Genomic DNA, 24,439 nt, shown 5'->3' on the forward strand with positions numbered 1-24,439 from the left:
GTGGAGGAATTGACGACAACCCAGCCAAATAAGTAAATGAACATAAATATTTACAGTAATTGCGATCGCAATTACATCATGTAATTAATTCTGTCCGAATACTTATCAAAAAAGTCAAAAATTTTTTCAGCCATGAAAATAGGAAGCAAAGAACACAAAGAACTTTTTTGCCGTAGCTTTATTGAAAGTCACTTAGAGTACGAGCCAGCACACCTCCCTTGGCCGACTCTAGACAGTGTAGCTCTCGAAAGCTTGCGTAATATTCCTTTTTGGAGAGAAGCACTAAATACAGAACAAGAAGCAGGAGTGATGGTGAACGCTTTCGCAGCAACAATTAGCGACCCTTTATTAAAAGACGCGATCGCTCTACAAGGTATGGAAGAAGTTCGTCATGGGAGACTCATTAAATTTATGATTGATCGGTACGATATTCAAATTTCTCCACCTCCTGCACCTGTACTTATTAGTAATATCAAAACAGCCTTCCTTGACTTTGGTTTTGGTGAATGTCTAGACTCTTTTTTAGCCTTTGGTCTGTTTGGACTTGCTCGCCGTCATGTCAACTACATCCCAGAAGCATTATTTGATATCTTCGATAAGGTTCTAGATGAAGAAGCCCGTCATATCATGTTCTTCATTAATTGGGTTACTTACTTGCAAATTCAGGAGGGTTTTACAGCTACCGGCGCTAGTAACTTTATAGATAATTTAACCCCAGAGTTATTGTTATCTACTTGCTTGAAAGAAAATAGCCGACGACTTGGGGTATTTGACAAAGAATTACTCCAACCGCAGCTTGTACCAAAACTGGCCAAAATGGCCTCGGCGTCAATCTCGCTCATTAGCTCAATTATCAGAACCTTAAAAATAGAAACTTATGCCAGCACAGCGATTCGCCATCATTAATGGTGATGACTTTGGTTTTTCTCAAGGAGTTAATCAAGCAATTATCAAAGCACACATACAAGGAGTGCTAACTAGCACCAGCCTGATGGTGAGCGCTGATGCTGCAAAAGAGGCTGTCGCCTTGGCAAATTCCCACCCTAACCTGGCTGTTGGGTTACATCTTGTCTTGATATGTGGACGTTCTGTGTTACCGCCAGACCAAATTCCTCATTTAGTTGACAAAGAAGGTAACTTTTCTAACAGTCCGTTCCTGGCTGGGTTGCGGTATCAATTTGTCAAGGAAACCCATCAAGAACTACGACAAGAAATTCGCGCCCAGTTAGAAAAATTCCGTTCTACTGGTTTGCCTCTTTCTCATGTAGATGGACATTTGCATTTGCATATCCATCCAATAGTTTTGCGTATTTTAGTTGAGCTAGCACCAGAATTTGATATTAAAGTAATTCGGCTGCCAAGTGAAGAACTGGGGTTGACCCTTAGAGTTAATCGCAGTAATTTACTCACAAAGCTAGTTTGGTCAGGAGTATTTGGCAGACTACGCCGCTATGGCGAAAGAATACTAGAGTCCGAAGGGATTAAATTTACCCAAAGAGTTTACGGTTTATTGCAAACTGGTGGTATTACAGAGGAATACTTACTTGGGTTGATACCCCAAATCCAGGCAGACTTAGTAGAGATTTACTCTCATCCAGCGATGCCTACGGCGGGCTACGCTAACGCTATTCCTGGCGATCCTTCAAATGAAACACTAGGAGCAGGTGAAGCAGAACTTGCTGCCTTGTTAAGCGATCGGGTACGCAAGGCACTCCTTAGTAACGGCTTTGAAATTACCAACCACCATTTCCTATCCCAGCGTAGCATCTAAATGGATTTATCCCCCGCTAAGACAACCGCTAGAATCGCCGTCAATTCAGCTTTCGAGGAACAGGGCCACGAGTGGTATCCAATCCCGACACACGAGGTAGAGCGATCGTTTTGCCTGTTTGTGCAGCTTCGTAAATCAACGCGATCAGTTTTTGGTCTTGCAAACCTTCTTCACCAGGCGTATGGGGTTGTTTATTCTGAATCACACAATCTGCCATGTGATCGATTTCTAAAGCGAACTGGTTCTTCTCACCTATCCGCACTTCGCTAATGTTTTCTGCCATGCTGTTTGTTGGTGATTTGCGTGAAACCATCATCCGCAAACCGTTGTAGGAGAACGCCGGATCGAGTTGTCCCCAAGCATCAGAGCCGAAGACGCGAAACCGACGCCCTTCGTGAAAACCGTAGCTAGTGGAGCAAATCCCTAGTATCCCACTGGGAAACCGCAGCTGGAAGGTGACACTTTCTTCTACTTCTTTGAAACGCGGATCGCCAGGAGTACTGAAGATTTGGGCGCTAATTGCGATCGGTTCCTCTCCTGTCAAATAGCGAGTTGCATTCAAGCAATAAATTCCGACATCTGGTAAAGATCCGCCTCCAGCTAAGGCGCGTTTCAATCGCCACTGGTTTAAGTCACCTCCCTGGTTTTGTCCGTTATCTGCCTGAATCACCTTCACAGTTCCTAATTCTTTACTGCGGATCATCCCAATCATGGCGCGATGGTGCGGCTCATATTGGCAACGATAAGCAATCATCAGCTTGCGGTTCGCTTGTTTGCAGGCATCAATCATCTGCTGACAATCTTCTACTGTGGTTGCCATTGGTTTTTCACACAGAATATGCTTTCCAGCTTTTGCACCACGTACTGTATATTCCCGATGCATACTGTTGGGCAGTACAATATAAATCACATCAACGTCAGGATTATTGCGAAGATTATCGTAATTCTGATAGTTGTAAACGTTCTGCGGTTTGATGCCGTACTGCTGTGCAACTTGATTGGCTTTGGCAGCATCACTACTAACTAATGCAGTTGGCTTTGCTAGTTTACATTCTGCAAACGCAGGCATAATTTCTTCCAATGCCAGTCTACCCAGTCCAACGATCGCAAATCCCAAGCGTCGCTCTGGTGGCAGTGCAGTCGGAGGCCCACCTGTATCGACCTCAGTCTTTTCTGAAATAGGCGGAAACTGAATCTGAGGCGGCAACTCACCTCCGCGTGGAGTGGCTTGCACAGTTGGCTCTTGAGCAGCAACTTCTTCGTCCATACTACCAAGTGCGGCAGATGAAATAGCTCCTAACCCAGCAGTAGTCAGTATCTGACGACGAAAAAATTTTCCTTTAAAGAATTCAGGCATTGTGGTTTATTAATAATGAAATGATCAAATTTCGGACTTAGTACAGCAATTTTTAGCAAATTAAATTTGGTAATACCCTGCAATGCCAATGCATTGGCTGACAATGCCAATGCATCGGCTAACAAAGACGTAAAACGACTTGCCGTAGGCTACCGCCAACTCTTAGAGATGCTAGCGTAGCTTGCTTTTTTGTAACAGTACGTGCCGTGGACGCAAAAGAAAAGAAGAAATGTTTAACTGAACTGTATTACCTACGGAGTACTAGTTGAAGTTGGAGTGCTGGTTGGAGTTGGGGTGCTGGTTGGAGTTGGGGTGCTAGTTGAACTGCCAGGATTAGCAATGGCACGAACCTGTTGCAGATGTTCTTGGAGGGTTGGTAGCGCTTGAGCCGCAAATGCTTTCACATCTGGATCTTGTCCTTTTTGAGCTTCATTCTGAAATGCGGAGACATCTTTTTCATGACCTTGAAGCATCTCTTTTATATATTCGCGATTAAATTTAGCACCAGAAAGTGCAGATAAGCGTCGCAGGGCTTTCTGATTTGTGCTACCGATAGTAGTTGGTAACGTGACATTTTTTTGAGCCGCTAACTGTTTGAGTTGATTATTTACCTGGGTATGATCTTGAACCATACGCTGTCCAAACTGTTTTACGGCATCAGTGGTTCCACGCTGTGATGCTAGTTGTCCTAGTTGGACTTCTGCTAAACCATCTTGAGCGGTTTCAATCATGAACTTTCTGTCTAAAGAACTGAGGTTATTTTGCCCTGATGGAGTTGGTGATGTAGTCGGCGATGCAGTTGGGGATGCAGTCTCAGTCCCTTGTACAGGCACAGCAGATGGAGCTTGCGATGTAGTTTGGTCATGGGGAGTAGTTGGTGTGCAACCAGTCGCCAGAGATAAGGCGATCGCAACTAAACCACTAGAGAGTATTTTGAAGTTGGACATAATTAATTTTTTCCTTAGATCAAGCTGTATATTAGAATGCAGAAGACTAGCGATCATTAATGCTGATGACGAGTTGAAATCACAAATTATAAACAAAGCTGATTAATGTGATCTAAATTCCGTCGGGATAAATTGTACAAACAGATTCAACATTTCCCGATTAAATGCAGAGATATCATCTGGTTGAAGCCTGTTAGTACCTCTCTAAAACATTAAGGTTTTGAAGATAAATACATCTTCCAATCGATAGACTCAGCAGTAATCAATAACTAGATTTTCCATAATTGTCTCCTACAAGCAACAACAGGAATAAGCCGTATACTATCACGGCAATCTGACACAGAGACTCTAACTAAGGTGTGTTTTGAAACCTACTCCGCAAGATGCATTCATAATGCAAGCTCAAGCGGTAAGAAGCATAATTTGTTCACCACGCTAACACAATACTTTTCGGATAAACCCAATAATCTCTCTTTTGGTCTGGGGAAAGGTAAATTCAAACCCTTTCCCTTTCCCCCTTAACCGAAAAGTATTGCACGCTAACACTCTTAGAAAAGATAGATTGAAACTATTGCTGCATAAGCTTTTTAGCTATTATTTTTTGATAACTTCTCAAACAAACAGTGGTGGCTTTCAGACAGTACTACTGTCTAATACCAATTCTGTATGAGGATGCACATAATAAGACTTCCCTGTAGTCCCCCCTTGATAAGGGGGGACGGCGTAGCCGGGGGGTAAATATATGCAGCTTCACAAAGAAACGGTATAAGGGTAGAAAGGATTGCTCCCAAATAAAACTGAAAATGCCATCAGAAGAATAAATTGCAAAGTATCAATGCATTTCCGGAAAAGAAATTGTGGCATGTGTAGTCAGAGAACAAATATAACTTGATGCAAAACTATAACTCAAGAGGGACTAATGATTGATCGCTTTGTGAACTTTATTTTTATCGATTCCTTTGCTCTAGCAATTAACCTGATGTTTGGTACATTGCTTCGCACTAAAATCTGTAACTATTCATGGGAGGGAATTGTAGATAGTGAGCTTTCAACACCAGAAAGTAGCGCTAGTTCTTTGGAATCGCCACCATCCTTAGATGAGGTAGATATAACGACTCCTATTTCATAAAGTTTACCTGTCCCAATTGTCGAGAGCGATCGCAATCGGGGGAGTGTCGTTATGCAAACTTAAACTGATAACTGCAAAAGCTTTAGGGTGTGAAGGAAGTAGCAAAAGTGGTTGGATTGAAGAGGGTTTTAGCCTCGTTCATTTTTGTTAACAAAGATGAACGAGGTTTGGTTTGATTATTTTTTGGCATGAACATAGTCTACAAAGTAAAATTTAGGGACAAGCCAAAATTTCAGCCAAGTGTAAGCTGCCAAACTTAATAGTGCCGTAATAATTAGTGTTAAACCAAGCTTGACTCGAAGCGTATCTGGAAGGATAGCAAGTCCTGAAATAGTAATAGCAGAGTATGCCAACAGTACTACTTGCAAACGCTGGATCGCTCTCAGCGCCCCTCGGCAGCTACTACAGTGCTGAGTATGTTGTTTGTAGCGATCGAGTATCACAGAGCGATCGTCATTAATTTTCGAGTTTTCTAAAGTACTAATTCCGACTTCACTCCACGGTAAATGCCCGTGACAATATTTATCAAACCAATTTCTAAACTCAATTACTAAACGATCTGCACTTGCAGGTAGCTTGTAAGCAGTTTTCCAAGTTTCAACAGATTGTCTCTGTTGAAGGAAATGCTCTTGCTGATGTAAAAGAATCATATCTCCATCAAGAACCGGATTACGCATCATGATGTGAACCCACCAACGAGGTATCAGATGATGAAATGTTTTAACAAAATTAATCGGAAACTGAGCTACAATTCTTGACTTACCTGGAGATACTGGAATACAGTAAGTAACAAGTCCTAACTGCTTTCCAGAGCTGCCAAAGCTAATTGCATACTCTAAGCGGCAAGGGGGTTGAAAAGTAATTATTGTTCTTCCCAAGTCTCTTTCAAGAAGTACTTCAATCATATCTATTGTTGATTTCTCAATAGTCATTGGAATGGGTACTGCTTGTTCTCGATTCCCCTGCAACCCATGATGAGCAAAAGGAACATGAGCAGGATCTGTCACGTTTTCAACAAGGGTTTGCCAATCATATTCTAAATCGCGCACAAAAGAATCCCAAACGAAACCTTTGTTAGCATCTATTTGGGGTGACAGAGGTAAAGGTGTAACAGATGCTAGTTCTGCTGACTTGGCATCAGGCCAAACCCAAAGTAAATCATTTTCCTGACGAACTGGAAATGTAACTGCACACAGATTTTTTTCATTCTTGGTAACAATTTCAGAATTCTCTATTTGAGGAATATGAGTACAGATTCCTTGAGGATCAAACTGCCAGCCATGATAACTACACATTAAATTATCTGTCTGCGTATCAACACGCCCTTCACTCAAAGGAGCAAGACGGTGTGGACATTGATCTAGAAATACTTGGTAAGTTGTAGATGACTTAGGCTTCCAGATAACTAAGCGCAGTCCTAGAATAGTTACTGAGGTGGGCTGCTTTGGATCAATATCTTGAACGGGAGAAAGAGGATACCAATGTTGAAAAAAGTTGAACTTAGATTGTATTTCTGTATTCATTTAAACAAAAAGTAATTCTACGTTTAGTTTCCTGTTGGTAAGAATGAAGAACTCGCCAAATATTCTGGACAGTGTTTTTTTTACTTTTTAGTATAATTTCTAACTTATAAAAGTAAAATTATTTTAACGTCTCACCGATGGTTTTTACGTAGGTTTCCGAAAGTTTACAATTTATTGAAATTTCCCCTCCAACTTACTTAATTATCATTGCACAGTTCGATAGCAGAGGGCGATAGTGAATGATGCCGCAGCCGCAAGCGCCGTCACTGTCCGAATATGATTCCATATTGTCCAGTTGGTAAGGTAGCTAGACCATAAAGAGAGTTCGATAGCGCTACCCGACTCGACTTTGGCCAGCGCATCGTTGAGTGGCACATTGAAAACAATAGTCACGCCTAAAGTGCCAACGAGATAAAGCAGGCTACCGACGAGCAAATAGACAGCACCAGGTTGATGCCACCTTAACAGTGAGAAGATAAATAGAAAAACGCAAGCCGCACCCGTTCCGAATAGCGCCGTCATAAACAACGGATTGATCGCCGCGATATTGATGGATTGCATGGCAATAATGCCCTGTGTTGGCGGTATTCGGGCAAGAGCGTTCATTACAAAGGTCGAAAAAGCGAAGAAGACTCCAGCAATCAACCCACAGCCGAGTGCGGCCAAAAGTTTCAATCCGAAAAGCGAGTAGTCAAATGTCAACAAATTTCTTTGGGAGTAAAGGTCTTGAATGAAAAGGTAAGACGAAAGGGGTCATTTCCCTCTCTCTCTTCGTTGAAGGTTTTGGAAAATTAGGGCAATATCCTTTTAGTGGAGCATTCAGTGTTGAGTTGGTGTACAACAATGATTGGCTTGGTAGGAGTGATTGTCAATCCCAACAGTCAAATCTGCTAGACTGGCTGTGGAAAATTAGTTTGGATTGAATACTTAATCCAATATTAAAAAAATTTTCACTTTTGACAGGCTAACTCAAAAATCTCTCCTTTGCTAGATCCCAATTAAATACTTAATTAATAAAGTAAATTATATTATATAATAGATAATAAGTAATAAATGAAAGTTGGCATCCAAAATACAATAGAAATCCTGGATAAAATTCACCAATTAGAGTCTACACAAGGTCTTAAAAATGAAGCCTGTCGTTCAAAATTTTTAATTCATCCTTTCTTAACGCCAAAAGTTTTTTTGTTTTTGCATGGTTTTACAGCAGGCCCTTACCAGTTCGAGCCACTGGGTAAAGCTTTCTTTAACAAAGGATATAACGTTCTGATTCCTTTACAGCCTGGTCATGGACGCTCAGGCAACTGGAATCGTAAAAATCCTCCACCACTACCAACAGATATTCAGATATATCAACAATTTCTGCTCAAATGGTTGGAGATTGCAAAAACACTAGGACAACAAGTTGTAATTGGTGGATTGTCAACAGGTGGAACTTTAGCTGCTTGGTTAGCTTTAGAGCATCCTCAAGAGATTGACCGCACTTTATTGTTTACGCCTTATTTAGCTAGCCGTTACTCACTATTAGATCAACTTATCAAAATCCTGCCAATTTACTTTGAGTGGTTCAACAAAGATGCATCTGGAAATTTTGGTTATAAAGGTTTTTGTCTCAAGGCATTACGGATATTTCTTCAATTGGCAGAGGAGGTTTTAGAAAAGGCTCAAGACTGTGTTTCTGCTCCTATTTTAATGGTATGTAGTGAAGGAGATCATGCTGTTAACCGCTCCAAGCAAAAGGATTTTTTCCGAAGGGTAGTTAATCAGCAACCAAAATCCTGGTATTACTGTTTCGATGATTCGCTTCACATTGAACACCGGATGATGACAAAACTGGAAGACAATGATTATGAGGAACTAGTAATCACCCTTGCTAAGGCTTTTGTTGAGAGTCATTTGACTTGGGTAGAGTTTGAGCAAATGGCAAAGCTGATAGCGCAGGGACAAGCTTATGACCAAATCATGCTCAAATTCAACCTCGATGGTCAATCTCAAGAGCTATCTGCAATGATGACTCAAGCTTTTGGCTGTGAGCATCTCAAGTGCATCAATCCATACGAATAATACATAATGTTTGATTACTAAGTACAAGATGCCCTGTCTCCTTTCCAATGTCTAAAATCTGATGAAGAGAACTACTGGAAATAGAATTATCAACCAGTGGGGGAAAATCGGTAATTCAATCTAGAGCGATCGCACTCAGATTTTTTGTCCACAGTTACACGCTATTTAAAGGTGTTAGGGCTAAAGTTTTCGTCAAATCACTAAGGAGAAAACGATCGCAGAGGTTAAACATTTCTACCTCGGTAGAAGTCTGTCGCATCAGTCGCAGAAAATCACCTTCAGTGTCAACACTTAGGGCAACGTAGTTAAGAAACATTTTAAGGTAGCCTATGCGCGATCGCTCTGGCATAGTTGTTGCTGTGGGGGTTTGCCATAAACGCTCAATATAGTTGCGTACTTCTACTAAAGGAACGGGCGCGATCGTCTCGAAGCGCAAAGCCTGCCGAATTTGATTAAAAAGCCAAGGATTGCCGATCGCCCAGCGTCCCACCATCACACCCGCCGCGCCCGTTTGAGAAAGCACTTTAAGGGCAGTTGCCGCAGAGTGGATATTGCCATTGGCAAGCACTGAACAATCAACCCGTTTCACCGCTTCAGCGATCAAATCATATTTCACTGCTCCGTGGTACATATCTTTTACTGTGCGACCATGCAAACTCAGCAAATCAATGCTGTGGCGATTGATCATATCTAGAATTTCGTAAAAGTTATCTGTATTTTCAAAGCCTAAGCGCATCTTGACTGTTAAAGGTCGATCGTTCACAGCAGAACGCAGTTCTCCTAAAATCCGATCCACTTTTTCTGGTAATAGCAGCAATCCACCCCCAACGTTTTTACGATAGATTCTAGGTGCTGGACAGCCCATATTTAAGTCAACTCCAGCAATATTATACTTGCAGAGTTCCTTCGCTGTTCTTACTAAATCTGGAATGCTTTCGCCAATCATTTGAGCAAAAACGGGGCGACCCGTGTCATTTTCGGTGATTGCTGCCAGAATGCTACGATTGAGCCTTGAGGTATCATTCACCCGGAAATACTCGGTGAAAAAGTAGTCAGGGCTACCGTAGTGGGCAATCACCTTCATAAACCAGAGGTTTGTTACATCCTGCATAGGCGCAAGAGCCGTGAAGGGTAGGTCTGGATGCAGCGATTGGGGGAGCGATACCTGGGATGACATAGAGATGAAGAGCGTTCGACAAAACTTCACTCTATCAAAAAATGCTTACCGAAGAAAGGCAGAGGGCAGAAGGCAAAAAATATAAGCCTAAGAAAGTTTTTGAGTTTTTTGAGCCAGGCAAAGAAGATTTAATGACCATAATGGGCTGCTGTGGGGTTAAAACCAACGGCGGCGATTTGGTATCCTAGAGGCGATCGCACTAATAATACCCACAAGAAAACGGCTAATATTAACGCAAGTATTATGCCTGCATGTGCATAAACTTTGGGATAAAATAAAAGGCAAGTGTGCGTTCTTTGGCAATTAATGGCGAATAAGGACTAGGTGCGCCTGGTGCTTTTAAGGGGTTCTGCACCAAGTAGCTAACTAAATTCACCGCGATGTAATTTAGTAATAGAGTAGTGATGACTTCATTTACTCCTCGAACAGCTTTTAGATAACCAGGTATCCAACCCCAAAGCACATCAAAGAGAAATCCAGCAACAAGTGCTAAGGGAATGTGTATGACAGCAGGTATTCCTTGCACATATAACCCGATTAAAGCACTACCCAACGCACCGAGGTAAATTTGTCCTTTACCATCGGTATTAAATTGACCAGCCCGCAATGCGACTAATATCCCTAAACTGGTGAATAATAGAGGTAGCAACTACCCAAATTACACCAACAACAGACTCAATACTATTAGTAAAAAGGATTGCCAATTGAAGAATTGCTACATAAAACCTTCTGAGACTGGGCTAGGTGTCGAATTGGAATTTTAATGACAAATTCTGCTCCCTGACCTGGATTAGAAATACAGGTTAATGAACCACCATGTTGTTCCTTGATGATTTGATAGCTAATTGACAGTCCTAAACCTGTACCTTTACCCGCAGGTTTAGTGGTGAAGAAAGGATCAAATAATCTTTTTTGAGCTTCTTCTGATATTCCTAAACCATTATCGATAATCCTAATCACAACATATTCTGCTTCCAAAACTTCCGTGTGAATTAAAATGGTAGGAAAAATAAAATATTTATCATTAATTATTAACTCTTCTAGAGCATCGATTGCATTACTAAGAATATTCATAAATACTTGGTTCATTTTTCCTGCACAGCACTCGACTTGTGGTAAAGTCCCATATTTTTTAACAATATTAATAGATTGATTATTTACTTTTTCTTTCAGACGATATTCAAGAATATTTAAGGTGCTATCAATGCCTTCATGAATATCTACTATTTTAAGTTCTGATTCATCATGGCGAGAAAAACTACGGAAAGATTTGACAATATTACTAATTCTTTGCGCTCCCATTTCCATTGAAGAAAGTAGTTTTGGTAAATCTTCAATCAGAAAATCTAAGTCAATTTCTTTGATATTATTTTCAATATCTTCAGTAGGATGAGGATACTGAACTAGATAAAGCTGTATTAGCTTTAGTAAGTCATGAATATACTGATTAGCATGATGGATATTGGCATAAATAAAATTGATTGGATTGTTAATTTCATGAGCAATACCTGCGACTAACTGACCTAAAGTAGCTAATTTTTCTGCCTGTACAAGCTGAACTTGAGCTTTTTGTAAAATTTGGAGAGTGTGAGCAAGTTCTTCAGTTCTTTCTACTACACGCTGCTCTAAATCCTGAGTCAGATGCTGTAAGGCAGTTTCTGCTGCAATACGCTGCTCATTTTCTTGTTTTAAATGGATATTTTGTTGCTCCATTGCTATGGTTGCATTTCGCAGCTGTACATGAACTTGAACACGAGCTAGTACTTCTGCTTGTTGAAATGGCTTGGTGATATAGTCTACAGCACCTAGTGATAACCCTCTGACTTTATCTACAGAATCACTAAGAGCTGTCATAAAAATAATGGGTGTATCTTTTGTGTTGGCATTAGCCTTTAATCGACGACAGGTTTCAAATCCGTCAATTCCTGGCATCATTACATCTAACAAAATTAATGTTGGTATATTGTATTCAACTTGTTTGAGGGCGCTTTCTCCATTAGTTGCCACTGCAACTTCAAATCCAGCATCTGTTAGAGCGTCGGAAAGCACTTCTAAATTAGCAGGAATATCATCAACAATTAAAACTACAGTTGTATCGTGGAGATGCATTATTAAGTCCTACCAGACAAATCCTTAATTAAATTTAAAAAAATCCATTTATAAAATATTAAAATTAGTCTATTTTAATAAATTCATGAATGAATTCTTGAATTTTTTCAATTTGAAATTCTTGAGATAATTGATAAATCATTTTTGAGAACAAAATAAACTCTTGATTATTTTTTGTTAACAAATCTAATTCTTTTTTAATAGATTGAATTCGTCCTTGTAAAGCTAACCTATATAATTTATACAGAACATCTTCAGGAGGAGCTACTATTTTACATTCCTGAAATGACAAATTATGTTTTTCAATCTCTAAAGTACAAATATCTGCTGTTTTATTTTCATCTTGTTGATCATAAATCCATTGCAGGTTTAAATGCTGTTGGAGTTTTTCTAGCAAATCAAATGCTTGTATAGGCTTGGCAAGAAAGTCATTCCCACCAGCATCTAAACTTTTCTGTATGTCAGTATTATAAACATTGGCTGATGAAACTATAATTGTTACGTTTTTTAAAGCTGGAGAACTACGCAAATTTTGTATTAATCTTAATCCGTCTGTTACAGGCATAAGAATATCAGTAATTATTAGGTCAGGTTTAAAATTAAATACTTTTGCTAAAGCTTCTTGAGAATCACTGCATTCTACAACATAAAATCCAAGATGTTCTATTAAATTAACGACTACTGAACGACTTTCCCAACGTTCATCTATGATTAAAATTTTTCGTTTTGATCCCTGGAAGCCAACAATAGTTCCTTGTGAAAATTTAGATTTTTCCGTCCATTCTTTGGCCTCAGGTAACTCTATATCAAACCAAAAAGTACTGCCTTTATTTAATTGCGTTTGCACTTTCAAATTGCCACCCATCATAGCGACAATTTTTTGACTAATCGTTAAGCCTAGTCCTGTTCCTTCCGATTGCTTTTTAATATCACCAACCTGCTCAAATGGTAGAAATATTTTTTCTAGTTCCTCACTCGTCATACCTACACCAGTATCTTCAACTTGAAAACGAATCCGATACAGTGGTGATTTTCCCTGATTGTTACTTCCCAAACTTTCTTGTTTAACCATAAATTTCACTGAACCTTTGTCGGTAAACTTGATAGCATTACCTAACAAATTAATTAATACCTGACGTAATCTTTTTTCATCAGCATGTATACCTAGAGGTAACTTATTATCAGCTTGATATATAAATTCAATATGTTTTTGTTCAGCCTTAATCAGAAAAATTTCAGAAACATCTTGCAGAAAAGAATAAAAATTAAAGCTCGTTGGATATAGTTCTATCTTCTGAGCTTCGATTTTAGCAATATCAAGAATATCATTGATTAAAGTTAATAGATGTGAGCCACTTTGATTAATAACACGTATCCCTTTTTGCTGTTTTTCAGTGAAATTATTGGAATTTTGGAGGATTTGAGCATAGCCCAAGATACCGTTGAGAGGAGTACGAAGTTCATGGCTTATATTAGCAAGAAATTCGTTCTTGGCTTTGCTGGCATTATCAGCCGCTTCTTTAGCTGCCTGTAGTTCAGCTGTGCGTTTTTCTACTCTAAATTCTAACTCTTCATTTGTTTTTGCTAGAGCAGTGAAAGATTCTCGCAACTCTTGGGCCATTTTGTTAAACAAATATGCAAGACGACCTAACTCATCTTGTCGTGTTACATCAAGTGCAATATTCAAATTGCCATTAGCTATACTTTCAGTTGCTGCCATTAATTTAGTTAATGGAGAGGAAATTTGGTAACCTAAAATCAAAAAAACTACGGCAATTTCAATTAATAGTGAGGTTATCCCCGAAAAGATTATTAATCTCACAGTTATAAATGCTTTCTTTTCTAAAATTGATTTAGGCAATACAGTAACTAAATACCAATCCGGCCCTTCAATCTTAGTGATTGCTAAATACTCATTATTATTTGGGTTATCAATAACAACTTGATTACGAGTTTTTTTCTTAACTAGTTCAAAAATATTATTTAGATGTTCATTTTGAGATTTGAGTATATTGAAGTTACCATTTTGTTTTTGAATACTTTTCATTAGGTCGGGATGAGCTAGCAAACGCCCATCTCCCCGAAAAATCATGTTGTAAGTACCTTCTAAAGCATCATTAATTGTGCGGTTTTGCAAATCACCAATTAAAATATCATGTCCAATTGTAGCAATGTGTTTGCCATCCATATCAACAGGTGTAACACAAGAAGTCATCCAAGCCTTGGCTACTTTATCGTAATAAATTCCTGTCCAGACAGTTTCACGTTTTGGATTATGGACTTTATCAGTAATGTAAAAAGACTCATCATCTGTGACTCGAAAAGATTCATCATGTGGTGCATTTTGTACCCAAGGATAACTAGGCATATAGATAGCAATTCCATTTTCAGGAATTTGCATATAGGTATTGATAAAGCGATTTCGCCATGCAGGCCCATAAGCACTAAGTTCATCAAAATAAGCCATGACACGTTGCCTAATATCAGAATTAATATCGACGTTTTTACCAAGAAATACTCCTGGGTGTCGTTGAATATCAAATTTATTGGGATCATTGCGAATAGTGCCGTCTGCCATTCTCACAAATAGCTGATTGAATTCAAATTTAGGATCTCGACTACTATTTGCTTTTAGCCTTTGTAACAAAGCCTGCTTAAGTAGTCCATGATTTTCTTCAGCTATAATAAAAATTACCTTTTCGCGTTGCGCTCGAAGTTGGACATATTTCTCAACCTCAGTTAATGCCTCAGCCGTAATTTTAGAAATCATTTGGAAATAAGCAATTCCAGTAGATACAACAATCACCCCTCCAATGCTGATTGCAGTTGTGATGAGCGTTTGTTGTGTGAGCGAAGCTGTATACTTACCTTGAGCATGATTACTGGACTGAGGTACAGATATTCGCATTTTTAACCAATTCATCCAGTTTTTGCTCATTTTCACAGTTTCACATCCTTATTTTTTAAGTAGTGTGTATGTTAGCGACTTTGATGATCGCACTACGTTTAGAATTTACTGACTGACACATTCAGATTTTTTAAGTTTTCAGAAAAAACTAAATGTTTCCATTTACTACTTGATACAGGAGCTTGTAAATAACCAGTTTGGATGAAATACGAAAAGTAAGCCTGTAGTAATTCCTCGTTTGCTGGGGGACAATAAATAGAGTTGTTATTCAGTTCATTATGGGTACTTTCACATTTAAACTGAAATACTCCTAATAATTTTTGAACAAAATTAGGTGTTAAAACACTTACTAGAGGAGATAATGAATTTTCTGAATTGCATTTGATGAGTTGTGATAATCTGTCATACCAGACTTGATAGGAAACTCTTTGTAGTGAGTAACCTATATTTTCCATCCAGTTTACAAGCTGTCTCCACTCAATAGGTTCAGGATTAACTATGTATAAAACTTTACCACATATTTTGTGTTGGTGTGATAGATGTGCGATCGCCTGACTGACATAATCTACTGGTACAAGGTTTAATACTGCCTCTAGTTCAGGAACAATACCCATTTGAATGCAACTATTAATCATCCTTGCTAAGAAACTTGTTGTTGAGCAAATACCTGTTTTACTATGTCCCGTAATGTTGCTAGGTCGGTAGATGGAACAGGGCAAGCCTCTCGAATGTGCCATCATGACTAACTGTTCAGCAATATATTTGCTTTGTGCATAACCACTATGAAGATGCGTGTCACAAGCAACAGTATTCGTATCTTCTTCTCTGACTATTGCTATACCATTCTTCGTTGATGACAGAACATCGACGGTAGAAATAAAATGCAAAGGCTTAATTTTATTTTGACTGGCTAGACGCAAAACTTCCTGAGTTCCTAAAACATTCATACTTTCTAAGGCTGAATAGGGATACACCATATTCACAGATGCCCCACAGTGATAAATAATGTCTATTTTTTCTGCTAACCTAGAAAACTGTTGTGCTTCTAGCCCTAAAAGTGGCTTGCTTAAATCTCCTACAACCGGAATAATTCTATCCCTTAGGTCTTCTTGCCAGAGTTGATAAAGCTTCAATCGGCTGATAATTCTGACTCTAGCTTCTTCAAGACTGCTAGCACGAACTAGACAATAAATATCTGCTCTAGTTTGTTGCAGCAGATCGTAAAGTAAAAAAGCACCTAAAAACCCAGTAGCACCAGTTAAGAAAAAATTTAGTACAGGTTCGCTCAGAGTGTTTCGTGGCTGAATAGAAGAGTCTAGTAATATTTCTTTTTCTAAAGGGTTGGTTGGCTGAATTACGATTTCTGTTTGACTTAGAGCTGTAATGGTTTGTGCAAGACCTGCAACTGTTGGTAAATTTAGAAAGTTTTCTAAGGTGATATCTAACTGAAATGTTTGTCTTAGTTCAACAATTAGTTGAATAGTTAATAAAGAGCTTCCTCCTAATTCACAAAAAGTATCGTCAATAGAAATTAGCTCTATTCCTAGCAAATGAGTCCAAATTTCAGCTAGTTGTTTTTCTAATGAGGTACGGGGTGCAATATAATTTTCTGACTCTCTTTGAAAGTATTTAGGGACAGGTAAGGCACGGCGGTCAATCTTGCCATTGAGAGTCAAGGGTAACTCATCCAGCAGAAAAAACGCTGAAGGAATCATATAGTTAGGTAACTTCTGACGGAGAAAACTACGCAGAGCTTTGGGGCTGATATCTTGTAGTTGTCTATCTCCAACAGAATTTGGGACTACATAACTAATTAGTCGCTGGCTACCAAGTACATCTTCACGGGTAACAACGATCGCTTGATTAACTGCTGGGTGTTCATTCAAACGCGCCTCAATTTCTCCTAGTTCAATCCGAAAGCCACGAATTTTGACTTGATGATCGATGCGACCTAAAAACTTAAGATTACCATTGGGCAAATAAACAGCGAGGTCTCCTGTTTTATAAAGTCTTGACCCTGGTTCATTGCTAAAAGGATTGATGACAAATTTATCATTTGTTAACTCTGGAGAGTTAAGATAACCACGGGCTACACCTGCTCCAGTAATATAAATTTCACCTTCAGCCCCATCAGCTACAGGGTTCAGTCGGGAGTCGAGTAAATAGATTTGGGTATTTGCAATTGGACGACCAATTGATGGAATTTGGTTTCCCCCTTTCTGTATTAAGGCAACAGTAGAATAAGTGGTATCCTCTGTAGGGCCATAAAGATTGAATACTTGTTGAATATGTTCTAGCTGATAAAGTTGTTGCACAAGGGCATTTTGCAATGGTTCACCTGCTAAGTTAATGGTATTCACCGATGAAGGAATACCATTCATTCGGAGTAATGCAGAAATCACCGAAGGTACCGTATTAATCAACGTTACTTGCGATGCTGCTGGCAAATTGGGTAACTGTAGCGCATCTTGAGCCAAAATTACTTTACCACCATAACTCAGAGTCACAAATAATTCAAAAATCGATAGATCAAAACATAATGATGTTGAGCATAGTACTCCCTTTAATTGTTCAGGAGTAAAAAGTTTTCTTGCCCAGTTAATTAGGGCAACTGTATTACGATGCTCGATTGCTACGCCTTTAGGTTTACCTGTAGATCCAGATGTATAAATTATATAAGCTAGATTGTGAGGTTGGGTTTCACATATTGGGTTATCTACAGACTGTTGTGCAATTTTTTGCCAATTATCATCTATACAGACAGTTTGTGCTTGATGTTGAGGAATTGACTCTAGTAAATGTTGTTGCGTTAATAAAATAGGAATTTGAGTATCTTCAATCACGAAGGCTAAACGCTCTTTGGGATAAGTAGGGTCAAGGGGAACATACGCTCCACCAGCTTTTAAAATACCTAGTAGTGCAATAACCATGTCTAGCGATCGCTCTACACACACTCCAACTAAAACTTCTGGTTTAACTCCTAGTTTCCTCAAGTAGTGTGCGACTTGGTTCGCTTTTTGGTTAAGTTCTTGATAGCTTAACTTCTCATTTTGAAAAATAATTGCTGTCGCATGAGGAACACTAGCGACTTGAAATTGTATGAATTGATGAATCAAAGCAAAATCAATTTTTTCCATAGAACTATCTCTAAAGTTTAGATTTCAATGAAGTATTAAGATCGGCAAAACGTTAATGTGTTATTTACTCTAGAATTGGCAGATAACCAGAGATATTTTTACTAAATTAAATGTTTATATATTTATAGATTAGTGCTAAAGTAAAATTAAAAATTAATTTTATATAAATTACAATGTTGTCTAACAAATAATCTCTAAACTGCCTATGTGCAAATATAAATACATCAACAGATAAGCTAATATTTCATCCATCATTATATATAAAGTTATTTTTGGATGATAGGGTAATATTTCTATATTTTATTATTTATAAAAATCAGATATTTAGTTCACATGAAATATTATTTTTAAGTAATTTTCCTGATTGATTAAAATATATTTATAAAATTCAAGTAAAATTAAATATATTTTTTATAAAAAACAGTGGTAATAAACAAACAGATTATAATTTACAATGTCTTTGTGAACTTGAATGTAACTCTATAAAAGGATTGTAAAATTTTTGCAAGGCTTGAATCAAAATATAAATTATACGATTGTATCAAGCTTGTAAGGCACACTTTTGTCGATTTTAAATGATGACATTAATCAATTAGAACGGTTTATTAATTCTGGGGCTGCGGAAATTCTGCAATTTATCACCCCTATATCAGAAGACTGAAACTAGAAGATTTGACAGTTAAGGGTTGCAGCAACTGCATATATCCAGATGTTCATAAATGCGATCGCTAGGCAGTATGTAATCCCAAGATTGCCAAAAGCCCTACTGATGTAGAGCAATTCTATTTGAGTTGTGAAAAATATAGATTAGGAAACGAACCGCCAAGGATGCCTTCTCTGCGAGAAGCTTCCGCCAATGCGTAGCGTCTTGTAGAGAAGGACGCAAAGGAAAGAAAAAAGAGAGATATAATTTCACGAATGATTTAGGACTGCTATAGAGGCTATTGGAGCGATGATAAGTAGCGTGTTGGTGGGAAACCTAGCGTGAAGATTCTGGAAGTGCGATCGTCTGCTGTTTTTTACAGTCATAGATAACCCAAGATAACAGAAGCTTGTACCCTATAAATAGATTGTTGAGGCTGCTATTAAAAAAAGTACAATCACATGGTTGATTCTGATAAATTTCTGTACTATCGGAGCGTGCGCTCTATCGATATGCTCCAAGGTGTAATTATTTCTATCCTATTGCACTCAATTTTATTAATAGGGAGCAAATATTGGTACAGAGCTTTGATACGTGAGCCGAAGCAAGAAATTGCCCAAGAGACTCCAATCGAGGTAGTTGAAGTTCCTGCTAATAAAACAGATATACCTCCTAAAACCTCATTTCGGGCTACCAAAAACTCTATTGCTGGTGGTAAAGCTTTGCCAAAAAGACCTGTTTCCGCGATGAAGTCAGCGAATCCTACAGAATATAAAGGCTATAACAATCGTTCTTCTGACTTAACAGCCTCATCTCCAGCAGAGGTATTCCAAACAAGACGGCAGCAGAAAAGAGAATTACCAAATATATCTCGTCAACAACCACAATTTAAATCTCAAAAAACAATATCAGCATCAGTAAGCGAGGCACAACTACCTAACTCTAAAAAAATTGCAGTAGCACCAATGGCTAGACCATTACCAGTTCCACTTCTTAAAACAGCGCCCAACCCAAAGCCAATACCTTCAGCACATACAACCACAGTACAAACCCCTGATTTTAAGAAAATTGCAGTAGCACCACTTTTTAAAACAGCGCCTTTGACAAAACCTTTAGCGCCTAGCCCAAAGCCAATACCTTCAGCACGTACAACCACAGTACAAGCCCCTGATTCTAAGAAACTTGCAGTAGCACCACTTTTTAAAACAGTACCTTTGACAAAACCTTTAGCGCCCAACCCAAAGCAAACAGCCTCAGCACGTACAACTACCGTACAAGTGCCTAATTCTAAGAAAATTACAGTAGCACCAACGACTACACCATTACTAGTAACACAGGGAAAAACAGCGATTGAAAGAGCTACGACATTACCAGTACCCAGCAACCCTAAGAAGTTAGGGCAATCCACAACTAGATTAAGTGCGCGAACACCTACCCAAGCTCAGTCATCTCTAAAAACAGGTGCAGCAAGTTTGTTGGGTGGTACTGTGGGTATATCTAGTCAGAATTATCGTGGTGATGATCTGGCAGCCTTGCCTAATTCCAACCGCGATCGCCAAGCTACTTCTGGTATTGATGCCCACAGTCAAGATGTAGACCTCACCGCTTACTTAAACCAACTAAAGCAACGCGTTCGGCAGCAATGGCTACCAGGAATGAGCCAATCTAATCGGCGAACGGTGCTTAATTTCACTATTAACCGTTCAGGTCAAGTTAGCAATCTCAATATTGCACAAACCTCTGGATTCAGTGTAACTGATGAAGTAGCACTCAATGCTATACAGCGATCTGCACCTTTTGCACCTTTACCCACAGAATATCCTAAGAACCATCTTGATATCGAATTTACGTTTGATATCAATGTTTATGGCGAACTAAATTTATGGAGAGATGGCGGTTAAAACAATTCGCAATGGGCTTCGCCCCGCTACGCTAACGCAATTCGCAATGGGCTTCGCCCCGCTACACTAACGCAATGGGCAACTCTTGGAGACGCTAAAAGCGAACGCCCCGCTACAATAACGCAATTACGTTTTGCGTTAGCGAGTCTGCGAGCGTCCGGGGATTTAGACCCCGACCCAAAACGGGCTGCCCTTCTTAAGCAGGGGACTTAAATCCCCAAAGTTCGTTAATAGCAGGCAAATAGAGTGCTGGCTGGCGATATCAAAGCTTGTCGGGTTTAGTGCTGCCTAGTCTTGTTGGCATGATGCAGCCGCCCTGCCTGCAACGCTAGCTTATCCTAACCGTGTCGATGGGTACATAATTATATATATATATTTGGCAATTTTTTTTGTAACGAATTTATGCAAAGCTGTAAAAGAAAAATGCTTTGTTAAACGTTATCTATGAAGATCCATAAAGTTTCTACTACTCCTTTAAGCGACCAAAAGCCCGGTACTTCTGGGCTGCGGAAAGCAGTTAAGGCTTTTCAGCAGCCCCACTACCTAGAAAATTTTATCCAATCCATCTTCGATTCTGTAGGCGACTTGCGTGGGCAAACCCTAGTCCTGGGCGGTGATGGTCGTTATTACAATCGCCAAGCCATTCAAATCATTTTGAAAATGGCTGCGGCCAATGGCATTGGGCGAATTAAAGTTGGTCAACACGGGATTTTGTCTACTCCTGCAACTTCCGCTATTATTCGCAAGTACCAGGCTATTGGTGGCATCATCTTGTCTGCTAGCCATAATCCGGGCGGGCCAAATGGTGACTTTGGTGTGAAATATAACATTAGCAACGGTGGGCCAGCCCCGGAAAAGGTGACAGAGGCGATCTACGATCGCAGCAAAGTAATTGATAGCTACCAAATTCTAGAAGCACCAGATGTAGATTTAGAAACTTTAGGTGAGTCACATTTGGGAGAGACGGTAGTTGAGGTGATTGACTCCGTGCATGATTATCAAGAGTTAATGGAGTCCCTGTTTGATTTTGATCGCATTCGTGAACTATTAACAAAAGGAAATTTTCAGATCAGTATCGATGCTTTACATGCAGTGGCTGGCCCTTATGCCCATGCTATTTTCGAGGAACGTTTGGGCGCACCTGTGGGAACTGTACGTAATGGTACACCCTTAGAAGACTTTGGCGGCGGACATCCTGACCCAAATCTGGTTTATGCCCATGAGTTAGTGGATATTTTATACGCAGAGGATGCGCCAGATTTTGGTGCAGCTTTTGATGGAGATGGCGATCGCAATATGATCTTAGGGCGTAAGTTCTTCGTCACCCCTAGCGATAGCCTCGCAGTGTTAGCCGCAAACGCCAAACTAGTCCCTGGTTATAGTGCAGGTTTAGCTGGGGTAGCGCGATCAATGCCTACTAGCCAAGCAGTAGATCGAGTTGCTGCTCAGATTGGGATTGAATCCTATGAAACACCTACTGGCTGGAAGTTTTTCGGCAATCTTTTAGACGCCGGGAAAGCGACTCTCTGCGGTGAAGAAAGCTTTGGTACTAGCTCTAACCATATCCGCGAAAAAGATGGGCTATGGGCTGTGCTGTTTTGGCTGAATATCCTAGCAGTCCGACAACAATCTGTTGAGCAGATTGTCCGGGAACACTGGCAGACTTATGGACGCAATTATTACTCTCGCCATGACTATGAAGAGATACAGACAGGGCCTGCTAACACTTTAATAGAAAGACTGCGTTCTTTGTTGCCAACTCTCAAAGGCAAGCAATTCGGTAACTATCAAGTTGAATACAGTGATGACTTTAGTTATACCGATCCTGTTGATGGTAGCGTTAGCGATCGACAAGGTGTTCGCATTGGCTTTACCGATGGTTCTCGAATTGTGGTGCGACTTTCTGGTACGGGTACTCAAGGTGCAACCCTAAGGGTTTATATAGAAAGCTACGAGCCAGATCCCAGCAAACATGACCTTGATCCACAAGAAGCGCTTGCTTCTTTAATTACTATTGCCCAGGAGATAGCCCAGATCCGCGAACTTACAGGACGGGAAAAGCCAACTGTAATCACCTAGTGTCGCAGGGCGGAAGTCAACAGTCAACAGTCAAAAGTTTTGGCGTTGCTGATTTCATGTATAAAAATGATTCTGCATGATATCAAAATCCTTGTAGAGACGTTGCAATTGCTAGTCTCTACATCTGGATTCATATTGCAATTTAGCAACGCCTATTTTTCAATAACCTTAAATTTTTTAGCCCTCATGAACACGAGGGAGACACCATTGCTTTAAAAGCGATCGCCTTAAGTCTGCATTGCAGACTGGAAAGGCTCAAGATGGCTAATATTTTAAGACAAAACCCTTTTTTTCGAGTTCTTGCTCTCGTGCTACAATAATTATTCAATAAAAGTAAATAGTCATTAAAAAGCTGTTGGCAAAATTTTCGCTGTAGGAAATGTGTAGATGGGAGATGAGTGGAAGGAGAAAAATACCAAAATTATTACTAATTGTAGATTGATTTCCCATTAAGACTGTAGCCAGAGGGAGTAGTTTTGCAAGACTACTTAAACAATGCAATAATAAATTTCACTCTTTAACTAAGCCGATGGTGCAATGACGAGAGTTTATCAATTCAATTAATCTATTTACACATATTATTAGTTCCTCGCTAATTTCTGAATTTGAGAACTGAATTTTTACTATACTTTTCAAGTATTACTTGTTCATTTAGGTACTCCTATGAAAAAATTGATTAAAGGTTTGCGCGAGTTTAAAAGTAGTTATTTTTCTGCCAATGAAGAACTGTTTGAACAACTTTCTCATGGTCAAAAGCCCAGAGTACTATTTATTACTTGTTCCGATTCGCGTATCGATCCAAACCTAATTACACAAGCTGGCTTAGGGGAATTATTTGTTATCCGTAATGCGGGTAATATTATTCCGCCATTTGGTGCGACTAATGGCGGTGAAGGGGCAACAATTGAATATGCTATTCAAGCATTAGATATTCAACAAATTATTGTCTGTGGTCACTCACATTGTGGCGCTATGAAAGGGTTAATGAAGTTAGATAGCTTGCGGGTAGAAATGCCTCTTGTACATGACTGGCTCAAGTATACAGAGGCAACGCGACGATTGGTAAAAGACAATTATAGCCACTACGAAGGGGAAGAACTCTTAGAAATAATTATTGCTGAGAATGTGCTTACCCAAATCGAAAATTTACGGACTTATCCGGTGATTCACTCTAAGCTTTACCAAGGAAAACTCAATATTTATGCTTGGATTTATCAAATTGAGACAGGAGAAATTTTGGCATACGATTCAGAAAAGCACGCCTATGTCTTGCCTCAAAATCAGCTTTCTCCATCGGAGATAGATGAGACGTTACTTAGTCCGCCTTTAACTAGCAATGTGGAAATACATTTCACTAAAACTCAACAACGGGAATTTCAATCGTCCCCGGAACTTCCTACCGTACATGAATGGTTTCCAATGACAGTGCTTTCTCCAGAGCAAATGGAGCGAATTTATCGAGGCTCAACAAAAAAGTAAAACGGCAACAAGCAGTCAGTAATGGGCATTGCAGGAATAGTTACCCAGGCAGAAGCGCGTAGTACTGTTGCTACCTTATGCTGCGTGGATGCCAATTCTACTGCTTTGTTTATGCAAGAATTTTATAAAATCCTGAACAATAGACCTGCCTTGAAAATAGGGACTGGAAATTGAGGAATGGGGACTGGGGAAAAAATATTTTCATTCCTTCGTTG

The 24,439-nt window shown here is 39.4% G+C and carries 17 protein-coding genes and 1 pseudogene; 9 read left to right on the plus strand and 9 right to left on the minus strand.

What is annotated here, in order from left to right:
• The first annotated feature begins 132 nt into the window (after window positions 1-132).
• Entirely contained in the window at window positions 133-906 is a 774-nt protein-coding gene (locus RMZ43_RS02370) for a ferritin-like domain-containing protein (protein ID WP_322655590.1), read from the plus strand.
• Entirely contained in the window at window positions 878-1,771 is an 894-nt protein-coding gene (hpnK, locus tag RMZ43_RS02375) for a hopanoid biosynthesis-associated protein HpnK (protein WP_322655591.1), read from the plus strand. The genes RMZ43_RS02370 and hpnK overlap by 29 nt, the downstream gene beginning before the upstream one ends.
• Window positions 1,772-1,811: 40 nt before the next feature.
• Here the strand turns inward: hpnK and RMZ43_RS02380 are convergent, their stop codons facing one another.
• Together RMZ43_RS02380 and RMZ43_RS02385 are read right to left on the minus strand one after the other, a co-directional pair.
• Entirely contained in the window at window positions 1,812-3,128 is a 1,317-nt protein-coding gene (locus tag RMZ43_RS02380) for a Gfo/Idh/MocA family protein (RefSeq protein WP_322655592.1), read from the minus strand.
• 251 nt (window positions 3,129-3,379) lie between these two features.
• Window positions 3,380-4,075: a DUF4142 domain-containing protein gene (locus tag RMZ43_RS02385; protein ID WP_322655593.1), complete on the minus strand. Its 696-nt coding sequence runs from the start codon at window positions 4,073-4,075 to the stop codon at window positions 3,380-3,382.
• A 919-nt stretch (window positions 4,076-4,994) separates the two neighbouring features.
• On the opposite strand from RMZ43_RS02385, the gene RMZ43_RS02390 reads away from it, so the two are divergent.
• The gene (locus RMZ43_RS02390) at window positions 4,995-5,204 is read left to right on the plus strand and encodes a hypothetical protein (protein ID WP_322655594.1); all 210 of its coding nucleotides are present in this window, start codon (window positions 4,995-4,997) and stop codon (window positions 5,202-5,204) included.
• A gap of 176 nt (window positions 5,205-5,380) precedes the next feature.
• Here RMZ43_RS02390 and RMZ43_RS02395 read toward each other — a convergent pair whose 3' ends face one another.
• Entirely contained in the window at window positions 5,381-6,715 is a 1,335-nt protein-coding gene (locus tag RMZ43_RS02395; protein WP_322655619.1) for a Rieske 2Fe-2S domain-containing protein, read from the minus strand.
• 216 nt (window positions 6,716-6,931) lie between these two features.
• The gene (locus RMZ43_RS02400; RefSeq protein WP_322655595.1) at window positions 6,932-7,429 is read right to left on the minus strand and encodes a DUF1772 domain-containing protein; all 498 of its coding nucleotides are present in this window, start codon (window positions 7,427-7,429) and stop codon (window positions 6,932-6,934) included.
• A gap of 351 nt (window positions 7,430-7,780) precedes the next feature.
• On the opposite strand from RMZ43_RS02400, the gene RMZ43_RS02405 reads away from it, so the two are divergent.
• Window positions 7,781-8,791: an alpha/beta hydrolase gene (locus RMZ43_RS02405; RefSeq protein WP_322655596.1), complete on the plus strand. Its 1,011-nt coding sequence runs from the start codon at window positions 7,781-7,783 to the stop codon at window positions 8,789-8,791.
• 154 nt (window positions 8,792-8,945) lie between these two features.
• Here RMZ43_RS02405 and RMZ43_RS02410 read toward each other — a convergent pair whose 3' ends face one another.
• Window positions 8,946-9,968: a tRNA-dihydrouridine synthase family protein gene (locus RMZ43_RS02410; RefSeq protein WP_322655597.1), complete on the minus strand. Its 1,023-nt coding sequence runs from the start codon at window positions 9,966-9,968 to the stop codon at window positions 8,946-8,948.
• 41 nt (window positions 9,969-10,009) lie between these two features.
• On the opposite strand from RMZ43_RS02410, the gene RMZ43_RS02415 reads away from it, so the two are divergent.
• Window positions 10,010-10,156: a hypothetical protein gene (locus RMZ43_RS02415; protein ID WP_322655620.1), complete on the plus strand. Its 147-nt coding sequence runs from the start codon at window positions 10,010-10,012 to the stop codon at window positions 10,154-10,156.
• Here the strand turns inward: RMZ43_RS02415 and RMZ43_RS02420 are convergent.
• The 4 genes and pseudogenes from RMZ43_RS02420 to RMZ43_RS02435 form a co-directional block, all read right to left on the minus strand.
• Window positions 10,106-10,617, minus strand: a pseudogene (locus tag RMZ43_RS02420) (ABC transporter permease); the annotation flags it as partial. The gene RMZ43_RS02415 and the pseudogene RMZ43_RS02420 sit on opposite strands and share 51 nt — an antisense overlap.
• Window positions 10,618-10,652: 35 nt before the next feature.
• Window positions 10,653-12,077 (minus strand): hybrid sensor histidine kinase/response regulator, encoded by a 1,425-nt coding sequence (locus tag RMZ43_RS02425; RefSeq protein WP_322655598.1) that lies wholly within the window; start codon window positions 12,075-12,077, stop codon window positions 10,653-10,655.
• Window positions 12,078-12,141: 64 nt separating this feature from the next.
• A complete protein-coding gene (locus RMZ43_RS02430; protein WP_322655599.1) occupies window positions 12,142-15,000 on the minus strand; it encodes a hybrid sensor histidine kinase/response regulator in 2,859 nt (952 codons plus the stop codon).
• Window positions 15,001-15,083: 83 nt separating this feature from the next.
• Window positions 15,084-18,122, minus strand: coding sequence for an amino acid adenylation domain-containing protein (locus tag RMZ43_RS02435; RefSeq protein ID WP_322646004.1), 3,039 nt, complete (start codon window positions 18,120-18,122; stop codon window positions 15,084-15,086).
• A 1,104-nt stretch (window positions 18,123-19,226) separates the two neighbouring features.
• Between RMZ43_RS02435 and RMZ43_RS02440 the strand changes: the two genes are divergently transcribed.
• The 4 genes from RMZ43_RS02440 (at window position 19,227) to RMZ43_RS02455 (ending at window position 24,398) form a co-directional block, all read left to right on the plus strand.
• Window positions 19,227-20,666, plus strand: coding sequence for a TonB family protein (locus RMZ43_RS02440; protein WP_322655600.1), 1,440 nt, complete (start codon window positions 19,227-19,229; stop codon window positions 20,664-20,666).
• Window positions 20,667-21,110: 444 nt separating this feature from the next.
• Complete coding sequence (locus tag RMZ43_RS02445) at window positions 21,111-22,745, plus strand: alpha-D-glucose phosphate-specific phosphoglucomutase (RefSeq protein WP_322646007.1); 1,635 nt, start codon at window positions 21,111-21,113, stop codon at window positions 22,743-22,745.
• 663 nt (window positions 22,746-23,408) lie between these two features.
• Window positions 23,409-24,224, plus strand: a complete 816-nt coding sequence (locus RMZ43_RS02450) for a carbonic anhydrase (RefSeq protein ID WP_322646008.1) — start codon at window positions 23,409-23,411, stop codon at window positions 24,222-24,224.
• 21 nt (window positions 24,225-24,245) lie between these two features.
• Window positions 24,246-24,398: a CHAT domain-containing protein gene (locus tag RMZ43_RS02455; protein ID WP_322655601.1), complete on the plus strand. Its 153-nt coding sequence runs from the start codon at window positions 24,246-24,248 to the stop codon at window positions 24,396-24,398.
• Window positions 24,399-24,439 lie beyond the last annotated feature (41 nt).

It is taken from the genome of Nostoc sp. CmiVER01, from assembly GCF_034531135.2.
In the GTDB taxonomy this organism is placed as follows: Bacteria; Cyanobacteriota; Cyanobacteriia; order Cyanobacteriales; family Nostocaceae; genus Nostoc.

Bases quoted from the DNA above. Each gene is read 5' to 3' on its own strand.
- RMZ43_RS02370 (WP_322655590.1), top strand. From the start codon at position 133: ATGAAAATAGGAAGCAAAGAACACAAAGAACTTTTTTGCCGTAGCTTT.
- hpnK (WP_322655591.1), top strand. From the start codon at position 878: ATGCCAGCACAGCGATTCGCCATCATTAATGGTGATGACTTTGGTTTT.
- RMZ43_RS02380 (WP_322655592.1), bottom strand. From the start codon at position 3,128: ATGCCTGAATTCTTTAAAGGAAAATTTTTTCGTCGTCAGATACTGACT.
- RMZ43_RS02385 (WP_322655593.1), bottom strand. From the start codon at position 4,075: ATGTCCAACTTCAAAATACTCTCTAGTGGTTTAGTTGCGATCGCCTTA.
- RMZ43_RS02390 (WP_322655594.1), top strand. From the start codon at position 4,995: ATGATTGATCGCTTTGTGAACTTTATTTTTATCGATTCCTTTGCTCTA.
- RMZ43_RS02405 (WP_322655596.1), top strand. From the start codon at position 7,781: ATGAAAGTTGGCATCCAAAATACAATAGAAATCCTGGATAAAATTCAC.
- RMZ43_RS02410 (WP_322655597.1), bottom strand. From the start codon at position 9,968: ATGTCATCCCAGGTATCGCTCCCCCAATCGCTGCATCCAGACCTACCC.
- RMZ43_RS02415 (WP_322655620.1), top strand. From the start codon at position 10,010: ATGCTTACCGAAGAAAGGCAGAGGGCAGAAGGCAAAAAATATAAGCCT.
- RMZ43_RS02425 (WP_322655598.1), bottom strand. From the start codon at position 12,077: ATGCATCTCCACGATACAACTGTAGTTTTAATTGTTGATGATATTCCT.
- RMZ43_RS02430 (WP_322655599.1), bottom strand. From the start codon at position 15,000: ATGAATTGGTTAAAAATGCGAATATCTGTACCTCAGTCCAGTAATCAT.
- RMZ43_RS02435 (WP_322646004.1), bottom strand. From the start codon at position 18,122: ATGGAAAAAATTGATTTTGCTTTGATTCATCAATTCATACAATTTCAA.
- RMZ43_RS02440 (WP_322655600.1), top strand. From the start codon at position 19,227: ATGGTTGATTCTGATAAATTTCTGTACTATCGGAGCGTGCGCTCTATC.
- RMZ43_RS02445 (WP_322646007.1), top strand. From the start codon at position 21,111: ATGAAGATCCATAAAGTTTCTACTACTCCTTTAAGCGACCAAAAGCCC.
- RMZ43_RS02450 (WP_322646008.1), top strand. From the start codon at position 23,409: ATGAAAAAATTGATTAAAGGTTTGCGCGAGTTTAAAAGTAGTTATTTT.
- RMZ43_RS02455 (WP_322655601.1), top strand. From the start codon at position 24,246: ATGGGCATTGCAGGAATAGTTACCCAGGCAGAAGCGCGTAGTACTGTT.